26 protein-coding genes are annotated in these 26,429 nt (G+C 59.4%); 20 read left to right on the top strand and 6 right to left on the bottom strand.

The window, feature by feature from the left end; all coding sequences use genetic code 11:
* Positions 1–321 precede the first annotated feature (321 nt).
* The 6 genes from CQ12_RS15205 to CQ12_RS15180 are packed head-to-tail and all read right to left on the bottom strand — an operon-like array spanning position 322 to position 6,185.
* A complete protein-coding gene (locus CQ12_RS15205; protein ID WP_057836107.1) occupies positions 322–645 on the bottom strand; it encodes a hypothetical protein in 324 nt (107 codons plus the stop codon).
* 36 nt (positions 646–681) lie between these two features.
* Entirely contained in the window at positions 682–1,671 is a 990-nt protein-coding gene (locus CQ12_RS15200) for an ABC transporter ATP-binding protein (RefSeq protein ID WP_245309925.1), read from the bottom strand.
* The gene (locus CQ12_RS15195) at positions 1,658–2,635 is read right to left on the bottom strand and encodes an ABC transporter ATP-binding protein (RefSeq protein WP_057836106.1); all 978 of its coding nucleotides are present in this window, start codon (positions 2,633–2,635) and stop codon (positions 1,658–1,660) included. Before CQ12_RS15195 ends, CQ12_RS15200 begins: the two co-directional genes overlap by 14 nt.
* Positions 2,632–3,507: an ABC transporter permease gene (locus CQ12_RS15190; protein WP_083519294.1), complete on the bottom strand. Its 876-nt coding sequence runs from the start codon at positions 3,505–3,507 to the stop codon at positions 2,632–2,634. The genes CQ12_RS15195 and CQ12_RS15190 overlap by 4 nt, the downstream gene beginning before the upstream one ends.
* Positions 3,507–4,523 (bottom strand): ABC transporter permease, encoded by a 1,017-nt coding sequence (locus CQ12_RS15185; protein WP_057836104.1) that lies wholly within the window; start codon positions 4,521–4,523, stop codon positions 3,507–3,509. Before CQ12_RS15185 ends, CQ12_RS15190 begins: the two co-directional genes overlap by 1 nt.
* Positions 4,524–4,559: 36 nt before the next feature.
* Positions 4,560–6,185, bottom strand: a complete 1,626-nt coding sequence (locus tag CQ12_RS15180; RefSeq protein WP_057836103.1) for an ABC transporter substrate-binding protein — start codon at positions 6,183–6,185, stop codon at positions 4,560–4,562.
* A gap of 131 nt (positions 6,186–6,316) precedes the next feature.
* On the opposite strand from CQ12_RS15180, the gene CQ12_RS15175 reads away from it, so the two are divergent.
* From CQ12_RS15175 to CQ12_RS15080, 20 genes are all read left to right on the top strand, one after another.
* Positions 6,317–7,111 carry an IclR family transcriptional regulator gene (locus CQ12_RS15175; protein WP_063799745.1) on the top strand — a complete coding sequence of 265 codons (795 nt, stop codon included), beginning with the start codon at positions 6,317–6,319 and terminating at the stop codon, positions 7,109–7,111.
* 46 nt (positions 7,112–7,157) lie between these two features.
* A complete protein-coding gene (locus CQ12_RS15170) occupies positions 7,158–8,234 on the top strand; it encodes an S-methyl thiohydantoin desulfurase family protein (protein WP_057836112.1) in 1,077 nt (358 codons plus the stop codon).
* The gene (locus CQ12_RS15165) at positions 8,231–9,814 is read left to right on the top strand and encodes a hydantoinase/oxoprolinase N-terminal domain-containing protein (protein ID WP_057836101.1); all 1,584 of its coding nucleotides are present in this window, start codon (positions 8,231–8,233) and stop codon (positions 9,812–9,814) included. The genes CQ12_RS15170 and CQ12_RS15165 overlap by 4 nt, the downstream gene beginning before the upstream one ends.
* Entirely contained in the window at positions 9,796–10,116 is a 321-nt protein-coding gene (locus tag CQ12_RS15160; protein WP_057836100.1) for a hypothetical protein, read from the top strand. The genes CQ12_RS15165 and CQ12_RS15160 overlap by 19 nt, the downstream gene beginning before the upstream one ends.
* 62 nt (positions 10,117–10,178) lie before the next feature.
* Positions 10,179–11,219, top strand: coding sequence for an LLM class flavin-dependent oxidoreductase (locus CQ12_RS15155; protein WP_057836099.1), 1,041 nt, complete (start codon positions 10,179–10,181; stop codon positions 11,217–11,219).
* Complete coding sequence (locus tag CQ12_RS15150; RefSeq protein WP_063799744.1) at positions 11,216–12,091, top strand: FAD binding domain-containing protein; 876 nt, start codon at positions 11,216–11,218, stop codon at positions 12,089–12,091. Before CQ12_RS15155 ends, CQ12_RS15150 begins: the two co-directional genes overlap by 4 nt.
* Complete coding sequence (locus tag CQ12_RS15145) at positions 12,088–12,582, top strand: (2Fe-2S)-binding protein (RefSeq protein ID WP_057836097.1); 495 nt, start codon at positions 12,088–12,090, stop codon at positions 12,580–12,582. Before CQ12_RS15150 ends, CQ12_RS15145 begins: the two co-directional genes overlap by 4 nt.
* Positions 12,579–14,852, top strand: coding sequence for a xanthine dehydrogenase family protein molybdopterin-binding subunit (locus tag CQ12_RS15140; protein WP_057836096.1), 2,274 nt, complete (start codon positions 12,579–12,581; stop codon positions 14,850–14,852). Before CQ12_RS15145 ends, CQ12_RS15140 begins: the two co-directional genes overlap by 4 nt.
* A complete protein-coding gene (locus CQ12_RS15135) occupies positions 14,849–15,082 on the top strand; it encodes a MoaD/ThiS family protein (protein ID WP_057836095.1) in 234 nt (77 codons plus the stop codon). Before CQ12_RS15140 ends, CQ12_RS15135 begins: the two co-directional genes overlap by 4 nt.
* Before the next feature lie 189 nt (positions 15,083–15,271).
* Positions 15,272–15,934: an NADPH-dependent F420 reductase gene (npdG, locus tag CQ12_RS15130; RefSeq protein WP_057836094.1), complete on the top strand. Its 663-nt coding sequence runs from the start codon at positions 15,272–15,274 to the stop codon at positions 15,932–15,934.
* Between the two features lie 29 nt (positions 15,935–15,963).
* Positions 15,964–16,440 (top strand): Lrp/AsnC family transcriptional regulator, encoded by a 477-nt coding sequence (locus CQ12_RS15125; RefSeq protein WP_057836111.1) that lies wholly within the window; start codon positions 15,964–15,966, stop codon positions 16,438–16,440.
* A gap of 273 nt (positions 16,441–16,713) precedes the next feature.
* Positions 16,714–17,478, top strand: a complete 765-nt coding sequence (gene cofE / locus CQ12_RS15120; protein WP_057836093.1) for a coenzyme F420-0:L-glutamate ligase — start codon at positions 16,714–16,716, stop codon at positions 17,476–17,478.
* Complete coding sequence (gene cofD, locus CQ12_RS15115; protein WP_057836092.1) at positions 17,475–18,485, top strand: 2-phospho-L-lactate transferase; 1,011 nt, start codon at positions 17,475–17,477, stop codon at positions 18,483–18,485. The genes cofE and cofD overlap by 4 nt, the downstream gene beginning before the upstream one ends.
* Positions 18,482–19,219, top strand: a complete 738-nt coding sequence (cofC, locus tag CQ12_RS15110; protein WP_083519293.1) for a 2-phospho-L-lactate guanylyltransferase — start codon at positions 18,482–18,484, stop codon at positions 19,217–19,219. Before cofD ends, cofC begins: the two co-directional genes overlap by 4 nt.
* Positions 19,220–19,262: 43 nt before the next feature.
* On the top strand, positions 19,263–21,722 hold the full coding sequence (gene cofH, locus CQ12_RS15105; RefSeq protein ID WP_083519292.1) for a 5-amino-6-(D-ribitylamino)uracil--L-tyrosine 4-hydroxyphenyl transferase CofH: 2,460 nt from the start codon (positions 19,263–19,265) through the stop codon (positions 21,720–21,722).
* A 563-nt stretch (positions 21,723–22,285) separates the two neighbouring features.
* Positions 22,286–22,795 (top strand): YybH family protein, encoded by a 510-nt coding sequence (locus CQ12_RS15100; RefSeq protein WP_057836091.1) that lies wholly within the window; start codon positions 22,286–22,288, stop codon positions 22,793–22,795.
* A gap of 189 nt (positions 22,796–22,984) precedes the next feature.
* On the top strand, positions 22,985–23,770 hold the full coding sequence (locus CQ12_RS15095; protein ID WP_198164159.1) for an alpha/beta fold hydrolase: 786 nt from the start codon (positions 22,985–22,987) through the stop codon (positions 23,768–23,770).
* Positions 23,771–23,772: 2 nt separating this feature from the next.
* A complete protein-coding gene (locus CQ12_RS15090; RefSeq protein WP_057836089.1) occupies positions 23,773–24,687 on the top strand; it encodes a DUF1028 domain-containing protein in 915 nt (304 codons plus the stop codon).
* A gap of 210 nt (positions 24,688–24,897) precedes the next feature.
* Positions 24,898–25,632 (top strand): GntR family transcriptional regulator, encoded by a 735-nt coding sequence (locus CQ12_RS15085; RefSeq protein ID WP_057836110.1) that lies wholly within the window; start codon positions 24,898–24,900, stop codon positions 25,630–25,632.
* Positions 25,629–26,417: an SDR family oxidoreductase gene (locus CQ12_RS15080; protein ID WP_057836088.1), complete on the top strand. Its 789-nt coding sequence runs from the start codon at positions 25,629–25,631 to the stop codon at positions 26,415–26,417. The genes CQ12_RS15085 and CQ12_RS15080 overlap by 4 nt, the downstream gene beginning before the upstream one ends.
* The last annotated feature ends 12 nt before the right edge of the window (positions 26,418–26,429 follow it).

Genomic DNA, 26,429 nt, shown 5'->3' with positions numbered 1-26,429 from the left:
CCTCAAGGGCGTTTCCTCCCCTACTTGGGCCACTCCTTCGGAGTGGCCCTTTTTTTTGGAGGACTCAGTTAGTCAGTCCGCTCAACGCCATTCTGCATCCGAATCCGGAGACCAGGTCAGGTAGTGATCCTCGACGCGCCACACTCAACGTCTTAAGCTACCCGACGATAAGAGAGACGTGATTTTATGACGAGGTTGGACCGACAGTGAACCGCCGCATGCGATCGCGGTCGCTCGAAATTCACGCGCAATCTCCCGCCGGGCGTGAGGACGAGCGGGGAGCGAGCGTAAGCCTCCTGGCCAAGAGCGGCGGGAAATAGCTTATGGTTCGACAAGCTCCGACCAGACCGATACTGTCTTGGATTTGTCGAGATACTTCTCATAAAGCTCGTCGATCAGTTCCTTGCCAGCCAAGGCAAGTTCAACTTCGTAGGCGGCACGATCTGTCACCTCGATGCGCTCGACATAGTCCCAGGGTCCTCCCGATAGGCCAGCACCGGTTTCTGTAATGCGGTGCGTGCGATAACTGACGATAGTCTTCAATCTTGCCGCGGTGACGTAATCCACCTCGCGTTCGAAGCGTTCGTAGTCTGCCGCGCTAACACCTGGCTTCAATGCGGCAAAGACAAATCGGACAATAGGCATGGTAGACTTCCGCTCCCTGTTGTGCGGACCAGAAAATCAAGCATCCAGTTCTGAGGCGAGATGGCAAGCGACAAATCGGCCAGGCGCGACCTCCTTCAAAGGCGGTCTTTCTGCGCAGACAGGTTTGGCCAAGGGACAACGGCCGCGCAGCCTGCACCCGGGCGCAACATCTATGGGACTTGGAATTTCGCCCGCCAAGGCGAAGTCATCGCGCTTCGCGTCCGGATCGGGCACCGGAACGGCCGCCAGTAATGCTCGTGTGTAGGGGTGCAAGGGCTTCGCGAACAGATCACGCGTGTCCGACAATTCCACGATGCTGCCGAGATACATCACTGCAACGCGGCTCGCGAGGTACTTCACCGTGGCCAGATCGTGCGAAATGAAGAGGTAGGATAGTCCGTGATGTTCACGTAGGTTCTCCAGCAAGAGAATCGCGCGCGATCGCAACGACACGTCGAGTGCCGACGTCGGCTCGTCGAGAACAACGAAGCGGGGATTTGTGGCGATGGCCCGGGCAATATTCACACGCTGGCGCTGCCCACCGGAAAGCTCATGAGGATATCTGTCCAAAAGATCGCGACCGAGCCCCACCTCGTGCATAAGCTCTTCGACACGTGCGCGGCGTTCCTTCGGAGCGTACTTGGTATGAAGCATGAGCGCCTCCTCGACCATGCTTCTCACCGAAAGCCTGGGATTGAGGGAGGCGGTGGGATCCTGGAACACCATTTGGATGTCGCGGCGGAATGGCTTCAACGCGTGCGGATCCAGCGTTGCAATCTCCTTGCCTGCATATCGAATCGATCCACCAGTTGGATCCAGTAGCCGCACCAGACAACGGGCGACCGTGGATTTGCCGCAGCCGGACTCGCCCACCAGTCCTAAAGTTTCGCCGGGGGCGACGTCGAATGAGACGGAATCGACCGCCCGCACCACGGGCGCGACCTCACCTCGTAGACGTGCGAGCGTGCGCCCAAACCCGCCTAATGGGAAGTGCATTTGCAGATCACGAACCTCAATTAGCGTCACGATGTTCCTCGAATCCATAGCATGCTACAACATGGCCAGGAGCGGCCTCGACCAACGGGGGCCGCGAAACGCGACAGCGATCGCTGACCCACTCACATCGTCCCGCGTAACGGCACCCCGGCGGCGGATTGACCAAGGAGGGGACGGAGCCCGGTATCGGCTCAAGAACGACGTCGCGGTCAACTCGCGGTATCGATCGGACAAGCGCCTTCGTATATGGATGAGCGGGATTGTGAAACAGCTCGCGCATGGGCGCGCATTCCACAACCTGGCCCGCATGCATCACGGCAACCCGGTCGCAGATCTCGGCAACCACGCCCAGGTCGTGGGTTACGAGCATAATTGCAGCACCGGTCCTTGCGCTCAACTCGCGCAGCAGATCGAGAATCTTGGCCGCGATTGAAACGTCGAGCCCTGTGGTGGGCTCGTCTGCGAGCAGCAGCTCCGGTGACGTCGCAAGCGCCATCGCGATCATTACGCGCTGACACATTCCTCCGGATAACTGGTGCGGGTATTGGTTGGCCCGCTTCTCCGGGGCTGGAATGCGAACCAGGCGCAGCATCTCCAGCATCCGCTTCTCGGCCTCTCGCGCCGACAAGCCTGCGTGGAGCATTAGCAACCTTGAGATCTGCTTTCCGACTGTGAGGACCGGGTTGAGGGCGGTTCGTGGGCTTTGCGAGACCATCGCGATCTTTGCGCCTCGAATGCGCCGCATCTCCTCCTCGGTCAGTGAGCCGAGATCCACGCCGTCAAACTGCACATTTCCCGACACCACGCGTCCTGGCGGACGGATCAGGCGCAGGATGGCGAAAGAGGTCACCGACTTCCCCGACCCCGACTCGCCGACCAATCCAAGGACCTCGCCACGGCGGATTGTCAGGTTGATGTGATCGACGGCTTCAATCGCTCCCTGATTGATCTGGAAATGAACGGTCAGATCGGAGATGTTAAGCAGTTCGGTCATCTTACTCCTCGCATGCGCGGGTCAAGCAAATCACGCAATCCATCGCCGACAAGGTTGAATGCGAGAACGGAAATCATGATCGCCAGACCAGGAAACAGGAACAGCCACCATTCTCCTGTGACGATCTGTGAGGCGCCTTCAGCCGCCATAACACCCCACTCGCTCTGCGGCGGCTGAATGCCGAGACCGATAAAGGACAGCGAAGCCATGGTCAGAAGTGCGAAACCGGTCGCAAGCGTTGCCTGAACAATCAGCGGCGGAAGGCAGTTCGGCAGCAGGTGAATCAGGACGATTCGCCAGGTTGGATTACCAACAGTGCGTGCGGCATCGGCATACTCCATCTCGCGAAGGCGAAGCATCTCTCCACGAGTCAAGCGCAAGTAGGCAGGGATCTGGGTGATGGAAATGGCAATTGCGACATTGGTGGTGGAGTTGCCCAATCCCGCTGTAATGCCCATCGCCAGCACGAACGCTGGGAAGGCCATGAGAGCATCGACAGCGCGCATCGCGACCATATCCGCCCAGCCACGGCTATAGCCAAGGATGGCTCCGAGCAGACCTCCAATTGTGACGGCAATCAAGGTTGCCGCAAAAGCGACCACGAGGTCGACGCGGGCGGCAAAAATGATGCGCGACAGTTGATCCCGGCCATACTCGTCGGTGCCCAGCGGATGCCGCCAGGATGGGGACTCCAACGCGGCTGTCGCATCAGTCGCATCGGGCGCATAAGGTGCCACGAGTGGCGCAAATATCGCTGCGGTTGCGATGAGCACAATGACGCATAGCGCCGCAAACGAAAGCGGATTTTGCTTCAGCCGCTGCCACATCAGGGTCAAGGCGGTTGAGGACGATACAAACAAAGATTCAGACATCAGCTAAGCCGTATCCTGGGGTCGACGAGGCCATACGCGATGTCGACCGCGAGATTGACGATGACACACGTTACAGCGACGAAAAGGATGAAGGACTGGATCGGGGCCGAATCCTTCGTAAGCAATGCAGTAACGGCGTAGTTACCGATGCCGGGCCACGAGAACACACTTTCGACCACAGCATTTCCAGCCATCAGGAACCCAAAAACGATACCTGAGATTGTGATAACCGGTATCAGCGCATTTCGCAGGGCATCTCTGTAGATCACCGTTCGTCGGGGCAATCCTGCTGCCCACGCAGCTTTGATGTAATCGGACTCGAGGATCTCAAGCATGGTGGAACGCACCATCCGTGCTACCGGCGCTATCGCGCTGAGTCCAAGTGTGGCGGCCGGCAGCATCAACTGGTGGAGGCTCGAACGCAAGGTTGTCCAGTTTGCGGTAATCAAGGAGTCAATCACATAGAGACCGGTGACGTGCTGAGGAGGTTCGATCCCTGATTCCAGACGTCCAAGCGGTGAGGGGGCTATGTTGAGCATGTAGAAGAAGACGTAGACGAAGAGCAGCCCCGTCAAGAAGCTGGGCATCGCGACGCCAGCGATGCCGACCACTCGTCCGAGATGGTCAATGAACGTGTCGCGATGCACCGCGGATAGAACACCGAGAGGGATACCGACGACGATCGCTATGAGGAGGCTGGCCAGATTCAATTCCAGGGTGGCCGGTAGACGCTGCAGAAAGTCCTGGGATACCGGGCGTCCCGTCGATGCGCTCTCGCCGAGGTCGCCTCGTACAGTGCCCGAGACGTACCGGAAATACTGTTCGGGCCATGGGCGATCCAATCCCATCTGGCGTTCCATCTCGGCAAGGTGTTCCGGTGTGGCGAAAGGGCCCGCCTTCACCATCGCTGGATTGCCGGGTAGTAGGTAGGTGAGGGTGAAGCAGATCACGCTGACGCCAAACAGCGTGGGCAATGCGAGCGCAAGCCGTCGCGTCACGTAATAGAAAAATCCCATTGGAGAGCTCTCCCGTCCCAAAGAAATTTGGTGCGCTCAAGCGAGCTTCATGCTGAAAAAGCGCTCGAAGCTGTCCCAGCGTTTCTCAATGCCGACGAGGTCGGTTCGCATGACGCGGGTCCAGTTGTCGTACCAGAGATGGCCCCAGACGGCGTCACCGATGATGATCTCCTGCACACGTTTAGCCGCCGCGAGGCGCTTGCCGGCGTCCGGTTCGTGCATGTTCTCATCGATCAGCTTGTCGAGCTCCGCATTTGAATAGAACGACGTGTTGGTGCCCTTTGCCGTGCTGTGGAAATTGAAAAACACGTGATAGAATGGATCATTAATCCAGGATTGCCAGGATTCGATCGAGAGCTGGTGATCACCTTTGGTAGCGGCCTGGCGGAAGGTGGCGTCGGTTTCCTTCACGATGCTCACCTTGAAGCCGATCTTTTCCAGTTCGGTCTGGATCCAGATAGCGGCCTGCTCGTGCGGCTGCCATCCGACGCGCACTGCCAAGTCGATCGGAATGGGTTCTTTGCCGAAGCCGGCCTCGCGCATCAGGTCCTTGGCCTTTGCAATGTCGAACTTGTAGGGGCTGATTGTGGGGTCGTAGCCGGGCGTCAGACTTGGCACCGGGCTCTTCATCTCACTGCCATAACCGTACAAAACGCTCGGGATGATCGCCTGGACGGGAATTGCGTAGTTAATGGCCTGGCGCACTTTGACGTTGTTGAGGAAGGGCTTTTGCGTGTTCATGCAGAGCCAGTGGCAAAGTGTGTCTGGAACGGACACTATCTTCAATCCGGATTCGCCTTCGAGACTCTTCACATTGCGCGGGGACAGGCTTGATCTGCCGGCGATCATGTCGATCGCCTTGCGCTTGAGAAGCAGGACGCGATCCGCTTCGTTGGGTACGTACTTGAAGACCACCCGATCGAAATATGGCCTCCCTCGCCAGTGATCGGCTTGCGCTTCCAGGACAACCTCCACTCCCGGTTGATTCTTGACCAGCCGATAGGGGCCGAGCCCCGCGGTATTTCGCTTTAGCCAAGTGGTCGCCCAGGGATCTTCCGCGGTGGCATTGGCCTTAACTTCGTCTGGTTCAAGCAGGGCGTTGTTGATCAGTGCCATCGTGTCCAGCGCCATCGGGCTCGGCGCCGGCATGTTGATCTCGATCGTAAACTCGTCTCGGACCTTGAACTGGTCGGGTTTTGTGATCTGCAGAAGCCGCGGAAACAGGATACGCATATAGCCCGGCGACTGGAGCCCGCGATCAAGGAGATACTTCACGGTTGTCGCGTTGACTTCACGCCCGCTGGGAAGCGTCACGCCCTTGCGGATGTTCAGCACCAGAGTGGCGCCACCATTTTCGAAGGACCACGACTGGGCGATACTGCCCTCGATCTCGCCTGGCTTTGGCTGTGACAGCCCAGGCTTTCCCGACACCGGCTGCACTTTCCACATCAGCGGGCTGTCGTAGATGTTGGCCTGTACGGTGTAGCCACCCGTCGTCTTGAACGAGGCCGGATCGAGTGTGTCGATATCGGCATCCCAGGCGACTGTCAGCGTCCGCTTTTCTTGCGCGGCAGCGAGCCGGGGTCCACCAGCGAATGCGAGCGCCGCGGCGCTGGTAGCGGCAAGTTTTAAGAAGTCCCGACGGCGCGAGTCGTTTCTCATCTAATCCTCCCCTCTGGCTCAACGCTTCATGAGCGTTTTGCCGGCCTCGGTGTGCCGGCGTCGCTTGCATTATCGTCATCGTTTTGTTATTGTCAACTCAGTTTCAACTAATGAAACATGGCGATTAACAATTGAGCACACTAGAAAATGCCGCTGAAGTGCTGAGGCTTTTTAGCCCGAGCAGGCTTGAAGTATCGGTGACTGATGTGTCGCAGCTACTGAGTTTGCCTAAAAGTTCAGCATCTAGGCTTCTAAAGGCGATGCTGAAGGAGGGGCTGTTGTCGCGCTCGGAAAACCCGCCGCGGTACAAGGTCGGAAACCTGCTTTTCGAGATTTCCCGGCTGTACAAGCTGAACTCTTCATTGATTGATGCGGTCGATGAGGCCGTAAGGGAGATCAGTCGACAAACCGGCCATACCGGTTACGTCTCGATCCTTGATGGCGCCGACGTCTTGGTCATCCGCATGTATCAGGGCTCTCACGCCTTGTGTGTGTTTACGCCGCTCGGGCAGCGTGCGCCGGCTTTTGCGACTGCAATCGGGCGCAGTCTGTTGTCTCGCCTCTCAGACGATGCTGTTCGATCTTTTCACGCGGCGGGCATCATTCCGCCTTCCCCGCGTTCACCGCAAAGCGTCGACGAGTTGCTGGCTGCCCTCGGCGAGCCGCGTCGGTTCGGCTGGGCCGAGGCGGTCGATGAAGCTATCCCAGGTGTTGGCTCCATCTCCGTTAGCGTGGCCGATCCTGAGATCGGCGAGACGGTGGGCTTCTGTATTTCCTATCCCGCCTCGCACGTGAGCGACGAGGAGAGGAGTCGCATCATCACGCTACTTACCACCGCGGCCCAGCGGATTGCGCACCGCTTTGGAGATTCGTTCCTGGCGCAGCGCGCGCATCCGTCCCGAGGCGGTGGCCACGCCGCTGCTTGAGCTACCAGTCGTTTATCGCCCCAGGCGTTTGGGGTTGGAGGCATACATGAGGCAATTGAGTGCAGAGGATATCGAAGCTCTCTCGGTAGGGGCCTGGATCCTCGGAACCGGGGGCGGGGGGAGTCCGTATCATGCTCTATTGAGTTTGCGTCGTTTCTATAATGATGGCGTGCGGATCGATCTGATTGATCCGGATGAGTTGGATGATGGCGATCCGATTGCGGTTGTCTCTGTCATGGGGGCGCCGCTTGTCTTCCAGGAGAGGTTGGTCGACAGCCGCCTGATCGCTCGTGCCGTTTCGGCAATGGAGGAACATATTGGCCGCAAATTCAAAGCCGTGATGCCGGTTGAGATCGGCGGTGGCAACGGGATGCAGTCCTTGCTTGCTGCCGTCCATCTCGGAATTCCGGTTGTGGACGCGGACGCGATGGGGCGGGCATACCCTGAAGCGCAGATGACCAGCTTTGCTGTCGGTAATCTCGCGCCTTATCCGCTGACCTCGATAGACCCGCGCGGCAACGAGGCCATCGTTGGCAAGACTGCATCCTGGAAATGGATGGAGCGCGTTAGTCGTAAGCTTTGCACTGAATTCGGTTCCATCGTTGCGACCTGCAAGGCCCCGCGCACTGGCGCGGAAGTCAAGGCGTGGGGAATTCCCCGCACAACATCAAAGGCGATCAACCTCGGACGGGCTGTTGCCGAGGCCAATCGGAAGCATCTCGATGCGATCGCGGCTATTCTAAAAGCCGAATCCGGCAAGCAGCTCTTCTTTGGCAAAGTCGTCGAGGTGGAGCGACGAACAACGGAGGGCTTTTTGCGCGGCCGCACGGTCATCGAGGGGCTTGGTGGCGATCAAGGTGCGCAGGTGCAGGTCGACTTCCAGAACGAGTGGATCGTCGTGTGGTGCTATGGGCAGCCCATCGTGTCAACACCCGACCTCATTTGCGTTCTCGATAGTGAATCCGGCGAAGCGATCGGAACGGAAACCATTCGTTACGGGCAGCGCGTGACGGTGATCGCGCTTCCAGCCTCTCCGGTCTTCCTTTCGCCGCGCGGCCTCGATCATGTCGGGCCCCGTGCCTTCGGTTATGACATCGATTTTAAGTCGGTATTTCGCTCATGAAACGCATAGGAATTGATGTGGGTGGCACCAACACGGATGCCGTACTGATCGCCGACGGGAAGGTCGTGCAGGGCGTGAAAGTCGCTACCACTCCCGACGTCACCAGCGGCGTCGCCGCGGCGATCGAAGCACTCGATACCGCCGTGGACCTTGGCGCGGGTGTCGATGCCTTGATGATCGGCACGACGCACTTCATCAATGCGGTCGTGCAGCGTCGGAATCTCACGAAGGTTGCGGTCATCCGCATTGCCCTTCCTGCCACGAGTGCTTTGCCGCCCTTCACCGACTGGCCCTCCGACCTGGCTGAACTTGCCAACGGTGGGGTCTGGCAGATCGAAGGAGGTCACGATTACGACGGGCGTAGGTTCGCGCCGCTCGATGTTGCGGCCGCGAGACAGATCGCCCGCGAGATCCGCGATCTCGGCCTGAAATATGTCGTGGTCAATGCGCTGTTCTCTCCTCTTGATCCCTCTGACGAAATGGCGATCGCCGCGATCATGCACGAGGAAATCCCGGATGTGTCAGTGACCTGCGCGCATCTTCTCGGCGGGATTGGGCTGCTTGAGCGCGAGAATGCGGCGATTCTGAATGCGTCTCTCATTGCCCTGGCAGAAGAGACAATCCACGCTTTTGAACAGGCGAAGTCGGAGGTGGGACTGTCGGCGCCTCTCTTCGTGACGCAAAACGATGGCACGGTGGCGGAAGCCGCCCGTGCTGCCGAGTACCCTGTGTTCAGCTTTGCCTCCGGTGCGACCAACTCGATGCGGGGCGCCGCCTATCTCTCCGGCTTGAAGGAAGCGGTGGTGGTCGACGTCGGCGGTACGACGGCAGATTTCGGCCATTTGCGCCAGGGCTTCCCACGCGAAGCCAACGCAGTCGTGCACGTCGGTGGGGTCAGAACGCTATTTCGAATGCCAGATCTCGTCTCCATCGGGCTTGGCGGTGGCAGCCATGTCGACCTCAACTCGGGCGCAATCGGTCCCCTCAGCGTCGGCTACCGCTTGTCCGACGAGGCGCTTGTGTTCGGTGGCAACAGGTTGACCGCGACCGACATCGGCGTCGCCGCCGGATTGATCGACCTTGGAGATCGCAAGCGCCTCGCGCACATCAGTGCTGATCAGGTGCGTAATGTGTTGCGCCGCTGCAAGGAGATGCTCGAAGAGAATGTCGATCGCATGAAGACCAGCGCCGGCGACGTCACCCTCATCGCCGTCGGTGGCGGAGCGTTTCTCGTCCCTGAAGAATTGCAGGGTGTCGGACGTGTTGTGCGCGTTCAGCATGGCGGTTGCGCCAACGCAGTGGGTGCGGCAATCGCTCAGGTGAGTGGCGAAGTCGATCAGGTGTTTCAGGGTGTGACTCGTAGCGAAGCGATCGCATCGGCGCGCAAGCTCGCAGAGGCTCGTGCAGTGGAGGCCGGCGCGGACTCCGAATCGCTCGCATTAATCGAGGCAGAGGACACGCCGATCGCCTATTTGCCCGGAAATGCAATGCGCGTTCGGGTCAAGATCGTAGGAGACATTCGATCAACACGTATTAGGAAATCCAACAAGGAGGAAGTCACATGCCAGTCCGCTTCTTGATTAGCACGCTCAAGGCCGGAGTCGATCCGGCCGAATACGAGACGTGGGTACGCGAACGCGACTACGCTCTCGTCCGTAGCCTCGAGAACTTCGTGAGCTACAAGGTGCACCGCATTCGGCCTCCCATCCAGGGTGCCGAAAATTCAGGCTGGCAATATGTCGAGCGGATCGAGGTGAAAAGCCTCGAGCAGCACGACAAGGACCTGGCCTCGCCGGCCGGCGTGAAGTTGCGCGAGGAGCTTTATGGCAAGTTTCTCGATCGCTCGAAGAACATCTATTTCGTCACCGACGAAATTGAATGACTTTATCGATCGGTTGAGATCTGCCTCACCCATGACGTAAGCGCCAACAGGAAACCCAAATAATGACGATCGATCTGCTAATCCTCGGCAACGCACCTATGGTCAAAATGCTTGATCGCGTGAAGCTCGCCGAGGCGAGCGGCTACGATACGGTCTGGCTTGCCGATGAACGGTTCTATCGGGAGGTCTATTCCTGCCTGAGCTATTTTGCTCAAAACACGTCCCGAGTGAGGCTCGGACCTTGTGTAACCGACCCCTATGCAAGGCACCCGGCCTTGACCGCCATGGCAATCGCGACACTTGACGAAATTTCCGACAAGCGCGCGATCCTCGGTATCGGCGCGGGCATATCGGGCTTCGCGGAGCTTGGCATCGATCGCAAAAAGCCCGCGCGTGCCATAAGCGAGGCGATCGAGGTCATTCGCAGGCTACTGCGTGGCGAGACCGTTACGTACGAGGGAGAGGTCATCCAGTTTAAGGAAGGCAAGCTGAACTTCGACCCGATCCGGGCGAATATTCCCATCTATGTGGGGAGCAACGGGCCGCTCGGTCAGCGGACCGCGGGCGCCGTCGCTGATGGCGCGCTCATGGAGGCAGGCGGCAACGCGGCGGAAGTAAAGGCATTTCGTGCGACATTGGATGATGGCGCCAGAAAAGCAGGCCGTGATCCCAAATCCGTCAAACTGATCGTCCGACTTAATGCTTGTATTGCCTCGGATGGCCAGGCTGCCCGTGATGCTCTGCGTCCGACCGTTGCGAGGTTGCTCGGCGCGGGTCGCCTTAAATTTGTGACAGCTGAACAGCAGGGCCTCACATTGCCGGACGACCTAGTCGCTTCCGTTCAGGGGGCGCACTACGCGTCTGGGGTGGCGCCCTATCTTCCTCTGTTGCCCCACGTAACCGATCGCCACGTCAACGCCTTCACTCTCGCCGGCAACGTCCAAGAAGTAACTGCGCGTGTGATCGAACTGCGTCAGGCCGGCGTCGACGGCATAATCATCATGCCTTTTGCCGCAGACGGAGGTTCAATTGAGGACACGATCGCCAAAATGGGGCGCGAGGTGTGGCCCGCAGTGCAAGTGGCAGAAGGGGCCAAGCCATGAGCTTTGATTTTCATCGGCCTGCGACGGTCACTGAAGCCGTCGATCTTGCTCAACGGTTGTTTCCGACAGCACGCTTTATTGCCGGTGGGAGTGACATAGTGATCCAAATCAATCGCAAGAAAATCGATCCCTCGCATTTGATCGATGTCGCTTGCCTGCCGGGCTTGTCGGGTATCGCCGAGACGTCAGACGAGTTCACGCTCGGCGCATTGACCAAGTACCACACTATCGAAACGCACCCTGCGTTTGCGGGCAGCCTTCGGGCGCTCATCGAGGCCGCGAGCGTGATTGGCGGACGTCAGGTCCAGAACATTGCAACCATCGGCGGCAATATCGTTAACGCATCGCCGGCCGCCGACTTTGTGCCCGTTTTGCTCGCGCTCGATGCCGTGCTCGACATCACAGGCCCGAACGGAAGCCGCTCTGTTCCCTTGCAGGACTTCATCGTTGGCCCGGGAAAAACCAGTCTGTTGCCGGTGGAGATCGTGACCAGCATCCGACTTGCCAAACTTCCCGCCAGGTCCGCGACTGCCTTCGTGAAGGAAGGACGCCGGCGAGCGATGGAGATTTCCGTCGTTTGTGTCGCTGCCTGTTTGACGCTCGAGGCCGGCGGCTCGCGCTGCGCTTCAGTTCGATTGGCTATCGGCGCCGCCGCCCCGAAGGTGTTCCGGGCGAAAGCGGCCGAGGCCTATCTGGAGGGCCAGCTTGCCGACCAAACCAGCTTTGCCGAGGCCGGAAAGCTCGCTGCCGAAGAGTGTGCGCCTATCTCTGACGTCCGCGCCTCGGCCGACTATCGCCGCCGGCTTGTTTCGATCATGGTCGAGCGCGCGCTAACGGCTTGTTTTGAGCGAACTGGGGAAGAACGCCGATGAACCGGAAGATCCTCAACATTGTTGTCAACGGCGAAAGCCACCAGGTGCTCATCGAGCCCCATTGGACCCTGCTACAGGTTTTGCGAAACGAGATCGGCATGATGGGGACCAAGGAGAACTGCCTCGAAGCCGAGTGCGGCGTCTGTACGGTACTGCTTGACGGAAAGGCAGTAAATTCCTGCATCCTGCTCGCGGGCCAGGTCGAGGGATGCTCGATCACCACAATCGAAGGCATCGGCGATCCCGAGCATCTGCATCCGCTGCAGCAGACATTCATCGAGTGCGGTGCCGTGCAGTGCGGCTATTGCATTCCCGGAATGATTCTGACTGCAAAGTCGTTCCTCGATGAAAATCCCGGCAGTCGGCCCTCGCGGGACGAAATCAGGGAAGCAATCGCTGGCACCCTGTGCCGTTGTACGGGCTACAGCAAGATCATCGACGCGGTGGCCACCGCGGCAGAACGCATGGCAATCTCGGGAGGCAGCCAATGAACGCACAGAATCATAGCGTCGCCGGTCGTCGACTCCCCCGCCTCGATGGCGTCGGCAAAGTCACGGGAAAGCACGTTTATGCCGCGGACTTCAAGCTGCCTGGCATGCTCTATGGCAAGGTTCTACGCAGTCCTCGAGCGCACGCGCTCATCAAAAAGATCGATACCTCACGAGCTGCATCAATTCATGGCGTGCGGGGTATCATCACGTCGGCCGACATACCGGCGATTCGTTACGGGACGGCCGTACGCGACACGACCGTGTTCGCAGTCGATCGCGTTCTGTTTGTGGGACATGCGATTGCAGCCGTTGCCGCGACTTCGCTCGAGATTGCCGAGCGTGCGCTCGAGGCCATTGAGGTCGAATACGAAAATTTGCCGACGCTGTTCGACCCGGAAGAGGCTCTCAATAGCAATATCCGCATCCATCCAAATTGGGAAACCTACAAAGCGCTCCCGATCATTGCGAGAAGCGGCAATATCGCAGGCCAAGCGCGTATCCGTGTCGGTGATGTCGAGGCGGCGTTCGCAAAATCTTACAAGGTCTACGAGCATCGGTTCACAACGGCTTTGCAGCATCCCGGATACACCGAGCCCCGCGTCGCGACCGCCGACTGGGACGCAAATGGTAACGTGACGGTATGGTGTAACACGCAATTGCCGTTCGATACCCAAAATACGTTGGCCGAAATCCTAGATCTCCCATCCGCGCGCGTCCGCGTCACCGTGCCTGGTATCGGCGGCGGGTTCGGCGGCAAGCTCAGAATCGGCGTCGAGCACTTTGCCGCTCTTTTGGCGCGAAAGACCGCGCGCCCGATCAAGGTTATGTCGACGAGCGAGGAAGAGCTTACAGCCGCGCTGCCCCGGCAGGCCTCCGTTGTTCTGGTTAAGACGGGTGTCGACAAGGACGGGCACCTCTTGGCGCGAAGCGGCAAGATCATCGTGGATTGCGGCGCCTATGCGGGCTCGGGGCCGGGCACAGCTGCAATCTCGCTCCAAGTGATGGCAGGTCCTTACAAAACCGGCGCGCTCGAGCTGGAAGGCATCGCCGTCTACACGAACAAGGTTCATTCGGGCTCTTTCCGCGCCCCTGCTGGCCCGATGGCAAACTTCGCCATGGAATGCCAGATGGACATGATCGCGAAGGATCTCGGATTGGATCCTCTCGAAATTCGCCTGCGGAACGTCGTTAAGGAAGGCGACCCAGGTCCTTCTGGCGAAATCCACAAGTCGGTGAGCATCGAGGAATGCCTGCGCAAGGCGGCGAATGCGATCGGCTGGCACGATCGCAAGCCGGAGCCGGGACGCGGCAAGGGCATTGCTTGCAGCTGGTGGATGACGACGGGTGGTTCGTCCGGTGTCTACGTAAAGATCAACCCGGACGGAACAGCCACCCTGGTGAGCGGCGCCGTCGAAATCGGCACGGGCGCCATCACCGGAGCCGCGCAAATCTTGGCCGAGGAGCTGTCGCTTGATCTCACCGACGTCAATGCGACTGGTGTGGACACCCAAGCCGCGCCATTTGACTACGGCGCTCAGGGGAGCCGTACTGCGTTTTCGGTCGGAAATGCGTGCCTTGCGGCCGCCGCCGAGTTACGGCGTCAGATGTTTGAACTTGCGGCCAAGCAGCTCGATGCGCCGATTGAGGGTATGAGTCTGCAAGACAAGCATGTAATTGCCGGCAACAAGTCGATTTCGATTGCGGAACTGGCGCGGATCTCGCGTCTTGCAGGCGGTGGACTCATCGCGCATGGCACGGCCATTTCGCCCGCGCCGCCCTATGACCCAACGCGCGTTCAGAATCATCCGCTCCCGGTCTGGAATACTCCAAGCTATCACGCGCATGCCGTCGACCTGTCGGTCGATCAAGCGACCGGAAAGGTGACTATCAACCGTTATGTGGTGGCGCAGGACGTAGGCTATGCGATCAACCCAACCTATATCGAGGGCCAAATCGAGGGCGGAGTGGCACAAGGTATCGGCCAGGCGCTGTCGGAAGAGATTGTTTATCAGGATGGTCGTGTCATGAATGCGAACCTGACCGACTACAAGATGCCAACAGCGATGGATGTCCCGGAGATCGAGAGCATCATCGTCGAATGCCGCTCGGCTGCTGGTCCTTACGGCGCCAAAGGGGTCGGCGAGCCACCCTGCATCGAGCCTCCGGCGGCAATCGGCAATGCGATCGCAGCGGCGACGGGCTGTTGGCCGAATTCGCTGCCCATGACAGCTGAAAAGATTGCCGCGGCTTTACGAGTGCAACAGTCATGATCCGCGTCGAGGTCAATATGCATGGAAATCTCCGCCGGTTCTTGCCCGACGGAGTTGGATCCATTCAGCTTGACCTGCCTGACGGAACGACGGTCATCAACGTAATCGACTCCTTGAGCGCTGAGCACGAGGTCTGGCTGGCGTCGATTGGCGACATGGTGGTGCCCTTGTCCGCCGAAGTCAAAGACGGTGCCGAGCTCAACTTCTTTCCATATCTTGAGGGCGGCTAGCATTGAAATCCTTTTGCCCAGGAGGGACTCGATATCATGGACCTGCCGGCGATCCCGTTTTGAACCGCCTGTGCGCGTGAAGGTGTGGCAGCCACTCACCCGTTGAGTACCGGTGTGATATCGCCACAGTCGAGCAAAGCAGATTTTCGCGGAAGACGTCATGCCGCAAGCAAAGAAGGTGTAATCCATATGTCGAACGCTACCCGTCTTATTTTGTCAATCGTCGGCGGCACCGGCGATCTCGGATCTGGCCTTGCCCGCAGCTGGAGTCGCGCCGGATACTCCGTTATTCTTGGATCGCGCTCAATTGAGCGCGCTCAGGATGCCGTCTCGCTGCTGAGGTCGGAAGGGTTCGGCAATATCAGCGGAGATACTAATCCTGCCGCCGCTGCGAAGAGCGACATTGTCGTCGTTGCCGTGCCTTTCTCCAATTATGAAGCAAGCCTCGCCGAGATCAAGGATGCTGCCAAGAGCAAGATCGTCGTCACTGCGGTCGTGCCGCTCGTGCCGCCAAAGGTGTCTGTCGTTCAACTCCCGAGTGCCGGTTCGGCAGCTCTGATCGCGAAATCGCTGCTTGATCCGAGCTCGCGGGTTGTCGGCGCCTTCCACAATGTCGGCTCGCAGAAGCTTCATGCCGGAGGCAAGGCGGACTGCGACGTCCTCGTGTTCAGCGATGACCCCGATGCTCGCAAGGAGGTGATGCTGCTGGCGGATGCTGTGAGCAATCGCGGCATCGATGGCGGTGCGCTTGCGAACTCGGCCGCAGCCGAGGCTCTTACCTCTGTCCTGATCGCGATTAACCGCAAATACAAAGTGAAGGGCGCCGGAATCTCGATTTCCGGCCTGACGTGAACGGAACAACGACATGGGCGTTCGCCACGATGCTCACAGCCCTCGATCCTCTCGACCGTAAAATCTTGCGTGAACTCATTCAGGATGCCCGAAAAAGCCAGTTGGCGCTGTCCGAACGGGTCGGCCTCTCAGCGACCTCCTGCGCAAGACGCGTGCTGCAATTGGAGAAAGCCGGCATCATCAGAGGTTACTCAGCCGACATCGATGCAACTTCGCTTGGCTTTCCGCTGACGGTGATCGTTCACATCACGCTTAATCGCCAAAGCGAGGATGCTCTTACGGTTTTCGAGACTGAAATCCAGAAGTGCCCCGACGTCGTCTCGTGCCACCTCATGTCTGGTACGGACGATTATCGGCTTGAAGTGCTAGCACGTGACATGGAGGACTACGAACGTATCCATAGGCAACACCTGTCGCGGCTGCCAGGTGTGGCGAGACTGCAATCCAGCTTCGCAATGCGCACCGTCGTGAAGCGATCGATTTCTCCTGCGGCGCTTCGAGGCTAGACCGCCCGGAGCGCAGCGTAGGTTTGCAACTCGGCAGGGGCCGACGGTGCAAGCGCGCGCAAAGAGTTCGTAAGCACTCCTGCAGGACGATAGCATCGACAGCTTATCTGGGCGGTTTGTCACCTAGAGGCTGTCTAGGGAGAGAAGTAGATGAGATATAGTACGCGTTCGCAGTAGGCACCGTCGGTAGACATCGATTTCAAGGCGAGATGCTCATGTGCCAGAATAAAAAACAAGTTCCGGAAATGGGCAGCCGAGAAGGAAGGAAGACCGATGACTAGGAGCATCACTTATACTGCCCTTCCCGGGATCCCTCGCGTGGGGCCGGACGACGATCTGGTTCGTATCATTGCGGATGGCGTTACCCGGGCAGAAATCGCCGTCGCCTCAGGTGATGTCTTTGTCGTTGCACAGAAAATCGTCTCGAAGGCAGAAAATAGATACGTCTATCTTGATGACGTGAGCCCTTCCGACCGGGCCTTGGAACTTGCAAAAACGGTCGGCAAAGATCCCCGACACATCGAGGTGGTGCTCTCGGAATCAAGCGAGATCATCCGCTCAAGGCAGAATGTGATGATCGTTGCCCACCGCCTTGGGTTCGTGATGGCGAATGCGGGAATTGATGAATCCAATATCGAGCAGGATCGCGGCCATCGCGTGTTGTTGCTGCCAGAAAACCCCGATGACAGTTGCGAACGTCTGAAGGCCGGGCTCGATCGACATTTCGGTGTAAATGTCGGAGTTCTCGTGAACGATAGCTTCGGCCGTCCTTGGCGCAACGGTGTCGTTGGCGTGGCGCTCGGAACTGCTGGGCTGCCTGCGCTTCAGAGCATAATCGGCAAGCCCGATCTGTTTGGACGGCCAATGCAGGTGACGGAGATCGCCGTGGCAGATGAACTGGCAGCTGCTGCCTCGCTTTTGATGGGGCAGGCCGCCGAAGGCCAACCCGTCGTCCACGTCCGCGGATTCTCGTCTCCTGCGCGGATCAACGCTGCATCGGCTCTTGTGCGTCCGAAAGAACAGGATCTGTTCAGATGAACGGACGGTCGCATCATCTGTCTCAGGAAGGCCGTGTGGTGGCGCTCTGCGGGGGCGTCGGAGGGGCAAAGCTTGCCCTCGGTTTGCAGCACGTCCTTGGAGAACGTCTGACCGTCATCGTCAATGTCGCCGACGATTTCGAGCATCTCGGGCTCAATATCTCCCCTGACCTGGATACAGTTCTTTATACGCTCGGTGGTTTGAGCGACCCGCGACGTGGTTGGGGTCGCTCCGATGAGAGTTGGAACTTCATGGAGGCTTTGAAGGAAATTGGGGGCGAGACGTGGTTCTTGCTCGGCGATCGCGACATGGCAATGCATGTGGAGCGGACCCGCCGCCGGTTAAGCGGTGAGAGTCTCACGGCCATTGCGATCGATGTTGCACGTCGATTCGGCATTCGTTCAAACGTGCTGCCGATAACCAACGACAAGCTTTCCACAATCGTTGTAAGTACGGAAGGTGAACTCGAATTCCAGCGCTATTTTGTTGGGCGTCGCTGCGAGCCAGCTGTCAAGCAGATCCGGTTCAGAGGTGCGGAAAGCGCCCGTATGACAGAGGAGGTGCTTCAGTCACTCGATGCTGAGGATCTCGGCCTCATCATCGTAGGTCCCTCCAACCCCTATCTCAGCATTGATCCGATCCTGGCTGTTCCAGGAGCAACTGAAAAGTTGCGCGCGGCCCGTGTTCCTGTCATCGCCATTTCCCCAATTATCGGCGGCCAGGCAATCAAGGGGCCGACGCGAAAGATAATGGACGAACTCGGCCTGCAGGCGACAAATGGAGAGATTTCGAGACATTACGCCGGGCTGATCGATGGCTTGGTCATAGATACGACGGATGCCGCAGGGGCTGCCGACCTGGGGATCGATGTGCATGTAGCACCTACGCTGATGACAGACTTGCAATCAAAAATCACCCTCGCGGAGCATGCGCTTGTCTTCGGCGAGAGCCTTCGAACAAAGCGCAACCGGCAGGAAAGACGACCCTCGAGCGGAGGCGCACCGTGACCAGTCCGGATGCATGGGTGATTGTCCCGGCGAAGACATTCTTGTGCGCAAAGCAGCGGCTCTCACCATTTTTGACCACGTCCGAGCGCGCCACATTGGCACGAACGATGCTGGCCGATGTTCTTAAGGCGGCATGCAGCGCGCCGAGATCGAAGAAAGTCGCTGTCGTCACCGGCGCAGACGATGTAGCACGAGAAGCAGCCCATTTAGGTGCTGTGGTCATTGATGACGCCGGCGCGAACGGAACGAACGAGGCAATAACGGCGGGGCTCGCTGAGGTCGAAAACCGTGGAGGCCGGCTTGTCATCGCTCTGCCGAGCGATGTGCCAGCAATCTTGAGCGAGGATGTTTCAGCTCTCTTGGACGCTGCGGGGCGCGGTCGCGCCGTCCTCGTGCGGGCGACGCGCGATGGTGGCACAAACGCGCTTGCGTCAAGCTTGGCAGGCTTATTCGCACCATGTTTCGGCCCTAATAGCTTTGCCCGCCACATCGCCGCTGCAAACCGCATTGGCATTAAGCCCATCGTGTCCCGCAATGCAAGGATTGGGCTTGATCTGGATCGTCCCGGCGATCTGTTTGAGTTTCTTGACCTGAACACTTCCACCGCGACGGATTGCTATCTACGTTCGATCAATTTGGCGGAAAGGCGACGCGGCGGAGGTGCTGGACAAAGCGGTCGCTCGATCGTTGATGCGGCAATCAGAAGTGAGTTCGAGGTCAGTTGCGCAAAGTGATGGGAGCTCCGCCGTGCATAGCGGAGCATGAGGAGTTCTGACGATGACAAATCGGATGCTTCAGGATTCGCTTAGGCGAAGCGATATTTCGGCCTCCGAGGTCTTGTCCCTCGTCCGTGATGTATCTCATTCCGATATGATGAGGATGGCGGCAAGTACGCGGGATGAGCTCCACGGCAGAAAAATCTCCTATTCGCGAAAAGTCTTCATTCCGCTTACGCAGCTATGCCGGGATGTCTGCCATTACTGCACATTCGCCCATGCGCCTCGCAAAGGGCAACGCGCCTACCTCACCATCGATGAGGTGCTCGCGATCGCGCAAGCCGGTCGTGACGCTGGATGCAAAGAGGCGCTGTTTACGCTGGGCGACAAGCCTGAGCTGCGGTACCGCCATGCGGCGAACGAGCTGCACGAGATGGGCTTTGCAACGACGCTCGCTTATCTCAAAAAAGCTGCACAAGTCGTTTTCCGCGAGACGGGCCTGCTGCCCCATCTCAATCCGGGCTTGATGGAAGCCGATGATATCGCAGCCTTGCGGACGGTTTCCATCTCGCAAGGAATTATGCTCGAAAGTGCATCCGCGCGGCTGTGCGAGCCTGGAGGACCGCATTTCGGTTCGCCCGACAAAGATCCGGCAAGGCGGCTGTGGACGATTGAACTCGCCGGCCAGCTTGCTGTGCCTTTTACGACTGGATTGCTTGTCGGTATCGGCGAGACGCCGCTTGAGCGCATCTCGTCGCTGTTGGCATTGCGCAATCTGGACGAACGCTACGGGCATATTCAAGAGATCATTATCCAGAACTTCAAGCCGAAGCCGAATACCCGGATGAGACATGCGCCGGCGCCGGCGCTTGAAGAGCATCTCTGGACCATTGCATTGGCGCGATTGCTGTTCCGGCCCGATATGAACATCCAGGCTCCGCCCAATCTCAGCCCGGGCGTACTCGACATGATCGTAGCCGCTGGCATCAATGACTGGGGCGGCGTTTCCCCAGTCACGCCGGACCATGTCAATCCCGAGGCGCCTTGGCCGCATCTCGCACGTCTTGCGGAGGCCACCGCCGCATGCGGCAAGAAGCTCGTCGAGCGTCTCGCAGTTTATCCTTCCTATGCGCGTCAATATGCACGCTGGTCTGACAGATCGCTGCAGCAAACCTTGCTGCGGCTCATCGATGGAAACGGCTGGCCACGTTTGGACGAGTGGTGCCCGGGGGCGAGGTGCGACCCGCCTGCCGGCGACCTTGCGATCCTGTATGAAGAAATTAAGATGCCTGCCATCATCAGCCCCGTTGGGAGAATTGTCACAAGGGCTCAATCGGGGACACAACTTGACGAAGCAGAGATAGTTTCCCTGTTCGAGGCCGAGGAGCGCGATTTCACAGCCGTGTGCCGCGCCGCCGACGAGCTGCGCCGCGACGTCAACGGCGATACCGTCAGCTATGTCGTCAACCGCAACATCAATTACACCAATATCTGCTACTTCAGGTGCCAGTTCTGTGCGTTTTCCAAGGGCAAACTCGCGGAGAATCTCCGAGGGCGGCCCTACGATATTTCGATGGACGAGATCGGGCGTCGCGCGCGCGAAGCTTGGGAGCGCGGCGCGACCGAAGTTTGCATGCAGGGTGGGATCCATCCGTCTTATACCGGCGCGAAGTACCTTGAGATTTGCCGGACGGTAAAGCAGTTCACGCCCGAGATGCATGTCCATGCCTTTTCGCCGCTCGAGGTATTCCAGGGTGCGAAGACGCTCCGGATTTCGGTCGATGAATTTCTTCGCAAGTTGAAGGAAGTCGGTCTTGGCACATTGCCCGGGACAGCCGCGGAAATCCTGGATGACGAGGTCCGCGCTATTCTGTGTCCCGACAAGATCAACACGGCGCAGTGGCTGGAGATCATGGGAGCGGCGCATCGAGCCGGATTGCGCAGCACCGCAACCATCATGTTCGGCCATGTTGATCGTTACGAGCATTGGGCGAAGCATCTCTTGCACATCAGAAATCTTCAGGCCGACACCGGCGGCTTCACTGAATTTGTCCCATTGCCGTTCGTCCATATGGAAGCACCGATCTATTTGAAGGGGCGCTCGCGCAAGGGACCGACGTTTCGCGAGGTCGTTCTCATGCATGCGATCGGACGGCTCGTATTCCACGGCATGATCTCCAACATCCAGGCGTCGTGGGTGAAGCTTGGGGAAAACGGCATCCGCGCCTGCCTTGATGCCGGCGTGAACGATCTCGGCGGCACGTTGATGGATGAAACGATCTCGCGTTCAGCCGGTGCCCAGCACGGCCACGAAATGCCTCCGAAGCAAGTGGAAGAGCTTATCCGCGACATGGCACGCCTGCCGCGCCAACGTACGACGGTCTATGGCGATGTTGCGGATGATCGCTATGTCGCTTCGTTGAACCCTCCTGAGCTGAAGCCGATTGTTACTGGACTGGACGACCGCCGCGATGGGGCAGGCGTACCCGAGCCCCGTAACAAGGCTGTTGAAATGACCTAGCGGAGGGCAGGCGTCCACGCGCCAGGTTAAGCGCCTCTTCCCGACATGCTTGACGCTTATTTTGATTTGTGATCACATATCTAAAGTGGAGGAAATCGAGTGAGTCGCATTGTCGCGCCAGCCCACGGCTGGCTATTGGTCGCCCAACACGGCCACCGCTTCGCGCTGCTCGTTGTGGCACTCGGTTCAAGTTTGATGCGGGTGCGCGACGCGCTGTGTCGCGGGGTCGATTGGATCAACAAGTCCACCGAGTTGGTGGCGGTGCTTCGCGAGCTATGCCCGTGCTGCCTTGGCGTGATTGACGTCCTGCGAACACGAGGAGCGGCATCATCGTCTCGATTTGGGTCTGGCTGTGGGCTCGCCATCTCGCGCTTGGCGCCGCGCCCGCTCAGCTGAGCCGCTCAGAACTGCTGTCCAGGGCGTCTGGAGACGACCATGGCTTCGGGAGCACATCCAGTAACAAACGAAAATCTGCCCTGGTCGTTGGACCAGAGGTCGATGAGGTCGCCAATCTAAGGGGATCCTCGGCGACCAATTTCACGATCACACCACTAGGAGCATCCATGCCGACTGTAGATGAGGACCGAGCAGCCATTTTGAAAGCGCACCGCAACTGGTGGGTCGCCAATTACAAGTGGGATATCCCCTTGATGCGAACCTGCTTCCCGAGTGGGACCGCATTCTTGAATTTCAACCTGAGCGGTGATCCGTACTTCGGGCGGGAAGAGCTTACCGCCTTCTGGGAGTGGTTCAAGGACACGCCGCGATCGAAACCCGCGGTCATGCACATCTGGCGTCTGGATGTGCACGGAGACATGGCTTACCTGCTTTGCGAAGGCAACTTCGAGACCGTCGAGAAACCGGAACAGTACCTGCGCAGCACGGAGATCTACGTGCGTAATGACGGAGACGGAAAGCCGGAGTGGAAGATCTGGCACTTCCACTGCTCGGAGATGGCGCCAAAAGATAAGGTCCGGCAGCCGTTCGGCGATAGCTATGCCTCGCGCGGCGTCGGCTATCTGCCGCCCAGTTTTGGCAAGAGCTTCTCGGTCACGGACGACCAAAAGCCATAGCCCAGGCAACCAGCCTGTCTGCAAGGAGATCAGAACAGATTTTCCAGCGGAAGCTGCTGTTCCATGTGCCCGCCGCGCGCGCGAGAAGGCGGATGGGCACATGCTCGAGCGTTCGTTGGAATCGACGAACGAGCCGCATTTGAGCGTCCTTGCGGTCGTTTGGGACGTCGTGCCCGTGGAGGAGAATTTATGAGGCGGCTTACTATCAAACGACCGGTCGGTACGATTGCCGTCTCTTACCATGGCGAGATGGACGCGAGCAGGTCGCCGCTTCTGTTCGTGCATCCCATCAATCTCCGGGGTGCGGCGTGGGCCGAGATCGTACCGGCGTTCGCTGACCGGTTCGCGATTGTCCCTGACATGCGTGGATTCGGTGACTCGCCACCGGCCGAGCACTACGACCTTGCAAGGTGGGCGCAGGACTGCATCGACGCCGTCGACCGGGCGGGCGTCGGTCGCTTTCACGCCATCGGCGGTTCGCTCGGCGGGGCGATCTCGGTCTATCTCGCAGCCGCCGAGCCGGATCGGGTCATCTCGGCTGTTGCGGTAGGCAGCCAGCTCTACTCGAAGGATCCCGACAATGCGGCGGTGCTATCCACCCTTGAGCATCACACCGTCACCGAGATGTTTGAGCTCGTCCTGCCGAAATACGCCCTCGGTCCATACGCATCCGCCGAGGTGGTGGCCAAGACCATGGCATTGCGCAATCCCAACGGCAAGGACGACATCCGTCGGGTGTGGCGGGCCGCCTGCGCGGCAGATATCAGGGCCCAGGTTGCTAGCGTAAGCTGTCCTGTGACGGTTCTGACCGGCGAGTTCGACCTTACCTGCCCTCCCGCGGCCGGCGCCGAAATGGCAGCCATGCTGCATGCTCCACACGTTCTCCTGCCAGGCATCGGTCATTTGCCGATGCTGGAAGATCCGCCGACTTTGATCGCGGCGATCAAGGCGCACCTCAAACATGTTGAGGTCTGAACATGACGTGCTCGATCGTCGCCAGAGACGCAATCACCGGCCAGTTGGGTGTGGCAAGCCAGTCGCATTATTTTGCACTCGGGCGCGTTGTGACGTTTGCGCGAGCCGGCGTTGGTGCAGTTGCGACCCAGTCCTTCGTCGATCCAGCGTACGGGCCGAATGGGCTAGACCTCATGGCTTCAGGCGCATCGGCGGAGTCGGCGCTCGCGAGTCTGCTCGCAAAGGACGCCGACCGAGAACTGCGCCAGGTCGCCTTCCTCGATGCCGCCGGCGGCAAAGCCATGTTTACTGGCGATCGCTGCGTTCCGTATCGTGCTCAACTTCAGGCCAATAACGTTGTGGTGCTGGGAAATATGCTCGCCAGCGACGACGTCGTTTCTGCCATGCTCGCAGCGTACGAGAACACTGCCGGCCCACTCGTCGACCGTATGCTGGCGGCCATGGATGCAGGTGAGGCCGCCGGCGGTGACGCCCGTGGCCGGATGTCGGCCGCGCTCCTTGTGGTGTCGGCCGACGCCGGTCCAGCGCTTTGGAGCAACCGGGGCATCGATGTGCGAGTCGACGACCATCCGGCCCCGCTCGTCGAATTGCGAAGGCTCGCTAAGCTCTGTCAGGCACACACGATCTTCGGTGCGTCTGTCTTCACACCCGGGCTGCTCTCGCGCGCTGCGGTAGCGACAGGTCCGCAGCTTGCGGAGGCACTGCGTACGCTCACGGACGCTCAGGCACTGATCGGAGCTGACCCCGAGCCAACGTTCTGGAAGGGCGTGCTGCTGATCCGCGCCGGCGAAATTGGCCCGGGAAAGAAACTCGTTGCCGCCACGGTCGCGGCGCGACCGCAGTACCGGGCCCTGGTGGACGGCCTGCACGCGGTCGAAATCCTACAGCTGTCATCGAACGAACTGCTTGATGCGTGAAACCTCTAACCCTATTGCCTTCGGTCCGAGGCTCATTGCTGCTGCAGGCTCTCGGCGCTCTGAATCGTCAAGCTCAAGCCGAGCCGTTCGACAACACCGGGCCCGCTGCCCACACCGCGCGGCTCGGAATTTCGGTGAGCCAGATAGACCACCCATCGAGGCGACTCTTGACGCTTCTTATGTGATCACATATCCAAAGGGGCCTTGAAATTGCACAACGTTATTACTTTGCCGCCATCGCCGTCGGTCGCCCAGGAGGCGGTGAAGGATCAGGTTTACCGGCATTTGAGAGATGGTCTGATGGCCGGCCGTTTTGCGCCGGGCCAGAGGCTGACAATCCGCGGCCTTGCCGAGGCGCTGGGCTCGAGCCCGATGCCGGTGGACGAGGCGCTCCGCCGCCTGCAGGCCGAAGGGGCCTTCGAATTCAGCGGTACGGCGCGGTTCAGCGTGGGCCAGCTATCCGAGCCGCAGCTGCGGGATGTGCGCGATGCGCGGGTGGCGCTGGAGGGGCTGCTGGCTGAGCGCGCAGCCTCGCGCATGACGCGCGTCGACGATGCAGAGGTCACGCAGCTCTACGGTCGCCTTCAGGTAGCCGCTGACGCAGTGGATGGGTCCGCTTATCTGTGGATGAACTTCGCTTTTCACCGGCGGATCTACCAGATCGCGCAGGCGCCGATGATTCTCGGTGCCGTCGAGAATTTTTGGCTGCTCATTGGTCCCTGCTTCGTACTCGTGGCGCCCGACGCTGCCCACCTGCAGCGTTCCATGGACGCGCACCGCCGGATCCTCGATGCTCTGCTGGACCGCGACACCCCCGCCGCCCGCGCGGCCGTGACCGACGACATCATGCAGGCGGCCAATTGCCTGTCTCGCCTTCTGGACAAAGCGGCCAAGGAGCGTTCCGTTGCTGCTCCAAGGCGCAGGCGCAAAGATATATCAACATGAGCGTGTTGCAGCGTCTTGTGCCTTATCCCGAGCTGCGCGTCCTGATCTCGGCGGGCGCGTCCGGCATTGGCGCCGCACTTGCCCGTGCCTTCGTTGAGGCGGGTGCGCACGTGCATATCTGCGACATCAACGAGGATGCGCTTGCAGACTTCCGCGATCAGCATCCACAGGTGCTTGCCACCAAGGCCGACGTGTCAGATCGCGAGGCGGTAGCCACCCTATTTCGCGCGCAGGCTGCGCGTTGGAGCGGTCTCGATGTGCTTATCAACAATGCGGGCATTGCAGGACCGACCGGCGGAATCGACGCTATTGCAGAATCTGACTGGCAGCAAACAATTGATATCAACCTCAACGCGCAGTACCGCTTCGCCTCTCACGCAGTACCAATGCTCCGCCAATCGCGCCATGGGCAAGTCCTCTGCATGGCCTCCGTTGCCGGCCGGCTCGGCTATGCTTGGCGTACCCCCTATGCCGCAACGAAATGGGCCATTGTCGGGCTCGTCAAATCGCTCGCCGCCGAACTCGGTCCCGAGGACATCCGCGTAAACGCGCTTTTGCCGGGCATCGTCGAGGGTCCGCGCATCGAAGGCGTGATCCGCGCGCGCGCCGAGCAGCTAGGTACCAGTTATGACACGATGCGCCAAGAATACCTCAAGAAGATCTCACTGCGTCGCATGGTGACGGCCGAAGACGTTGCGGCGATGGCCCTATTCCTCTGTTCGCCAGGTGGACGCAACGTGACCGGCCAGGCGATCAGCATTGACGGGAACGTGGAATATTTATGAACCGTAAGAACG

This window comes from Bradyrhizobium jicamae (genome assembly GCF_001440395.1).
Classification (GTDB): domain Bacteria; phylum Pseudomonadota; class Alphaproteobacteria; order Rhizobiales; family Xanthobacteraceae; genus Bradyrhizobium; species Bradyrhizobium jicamae.
Note: the sequence above shows the minus strand (reverse complement) of the source record. Positions and strands in the feature narration are given on the sequence as shown.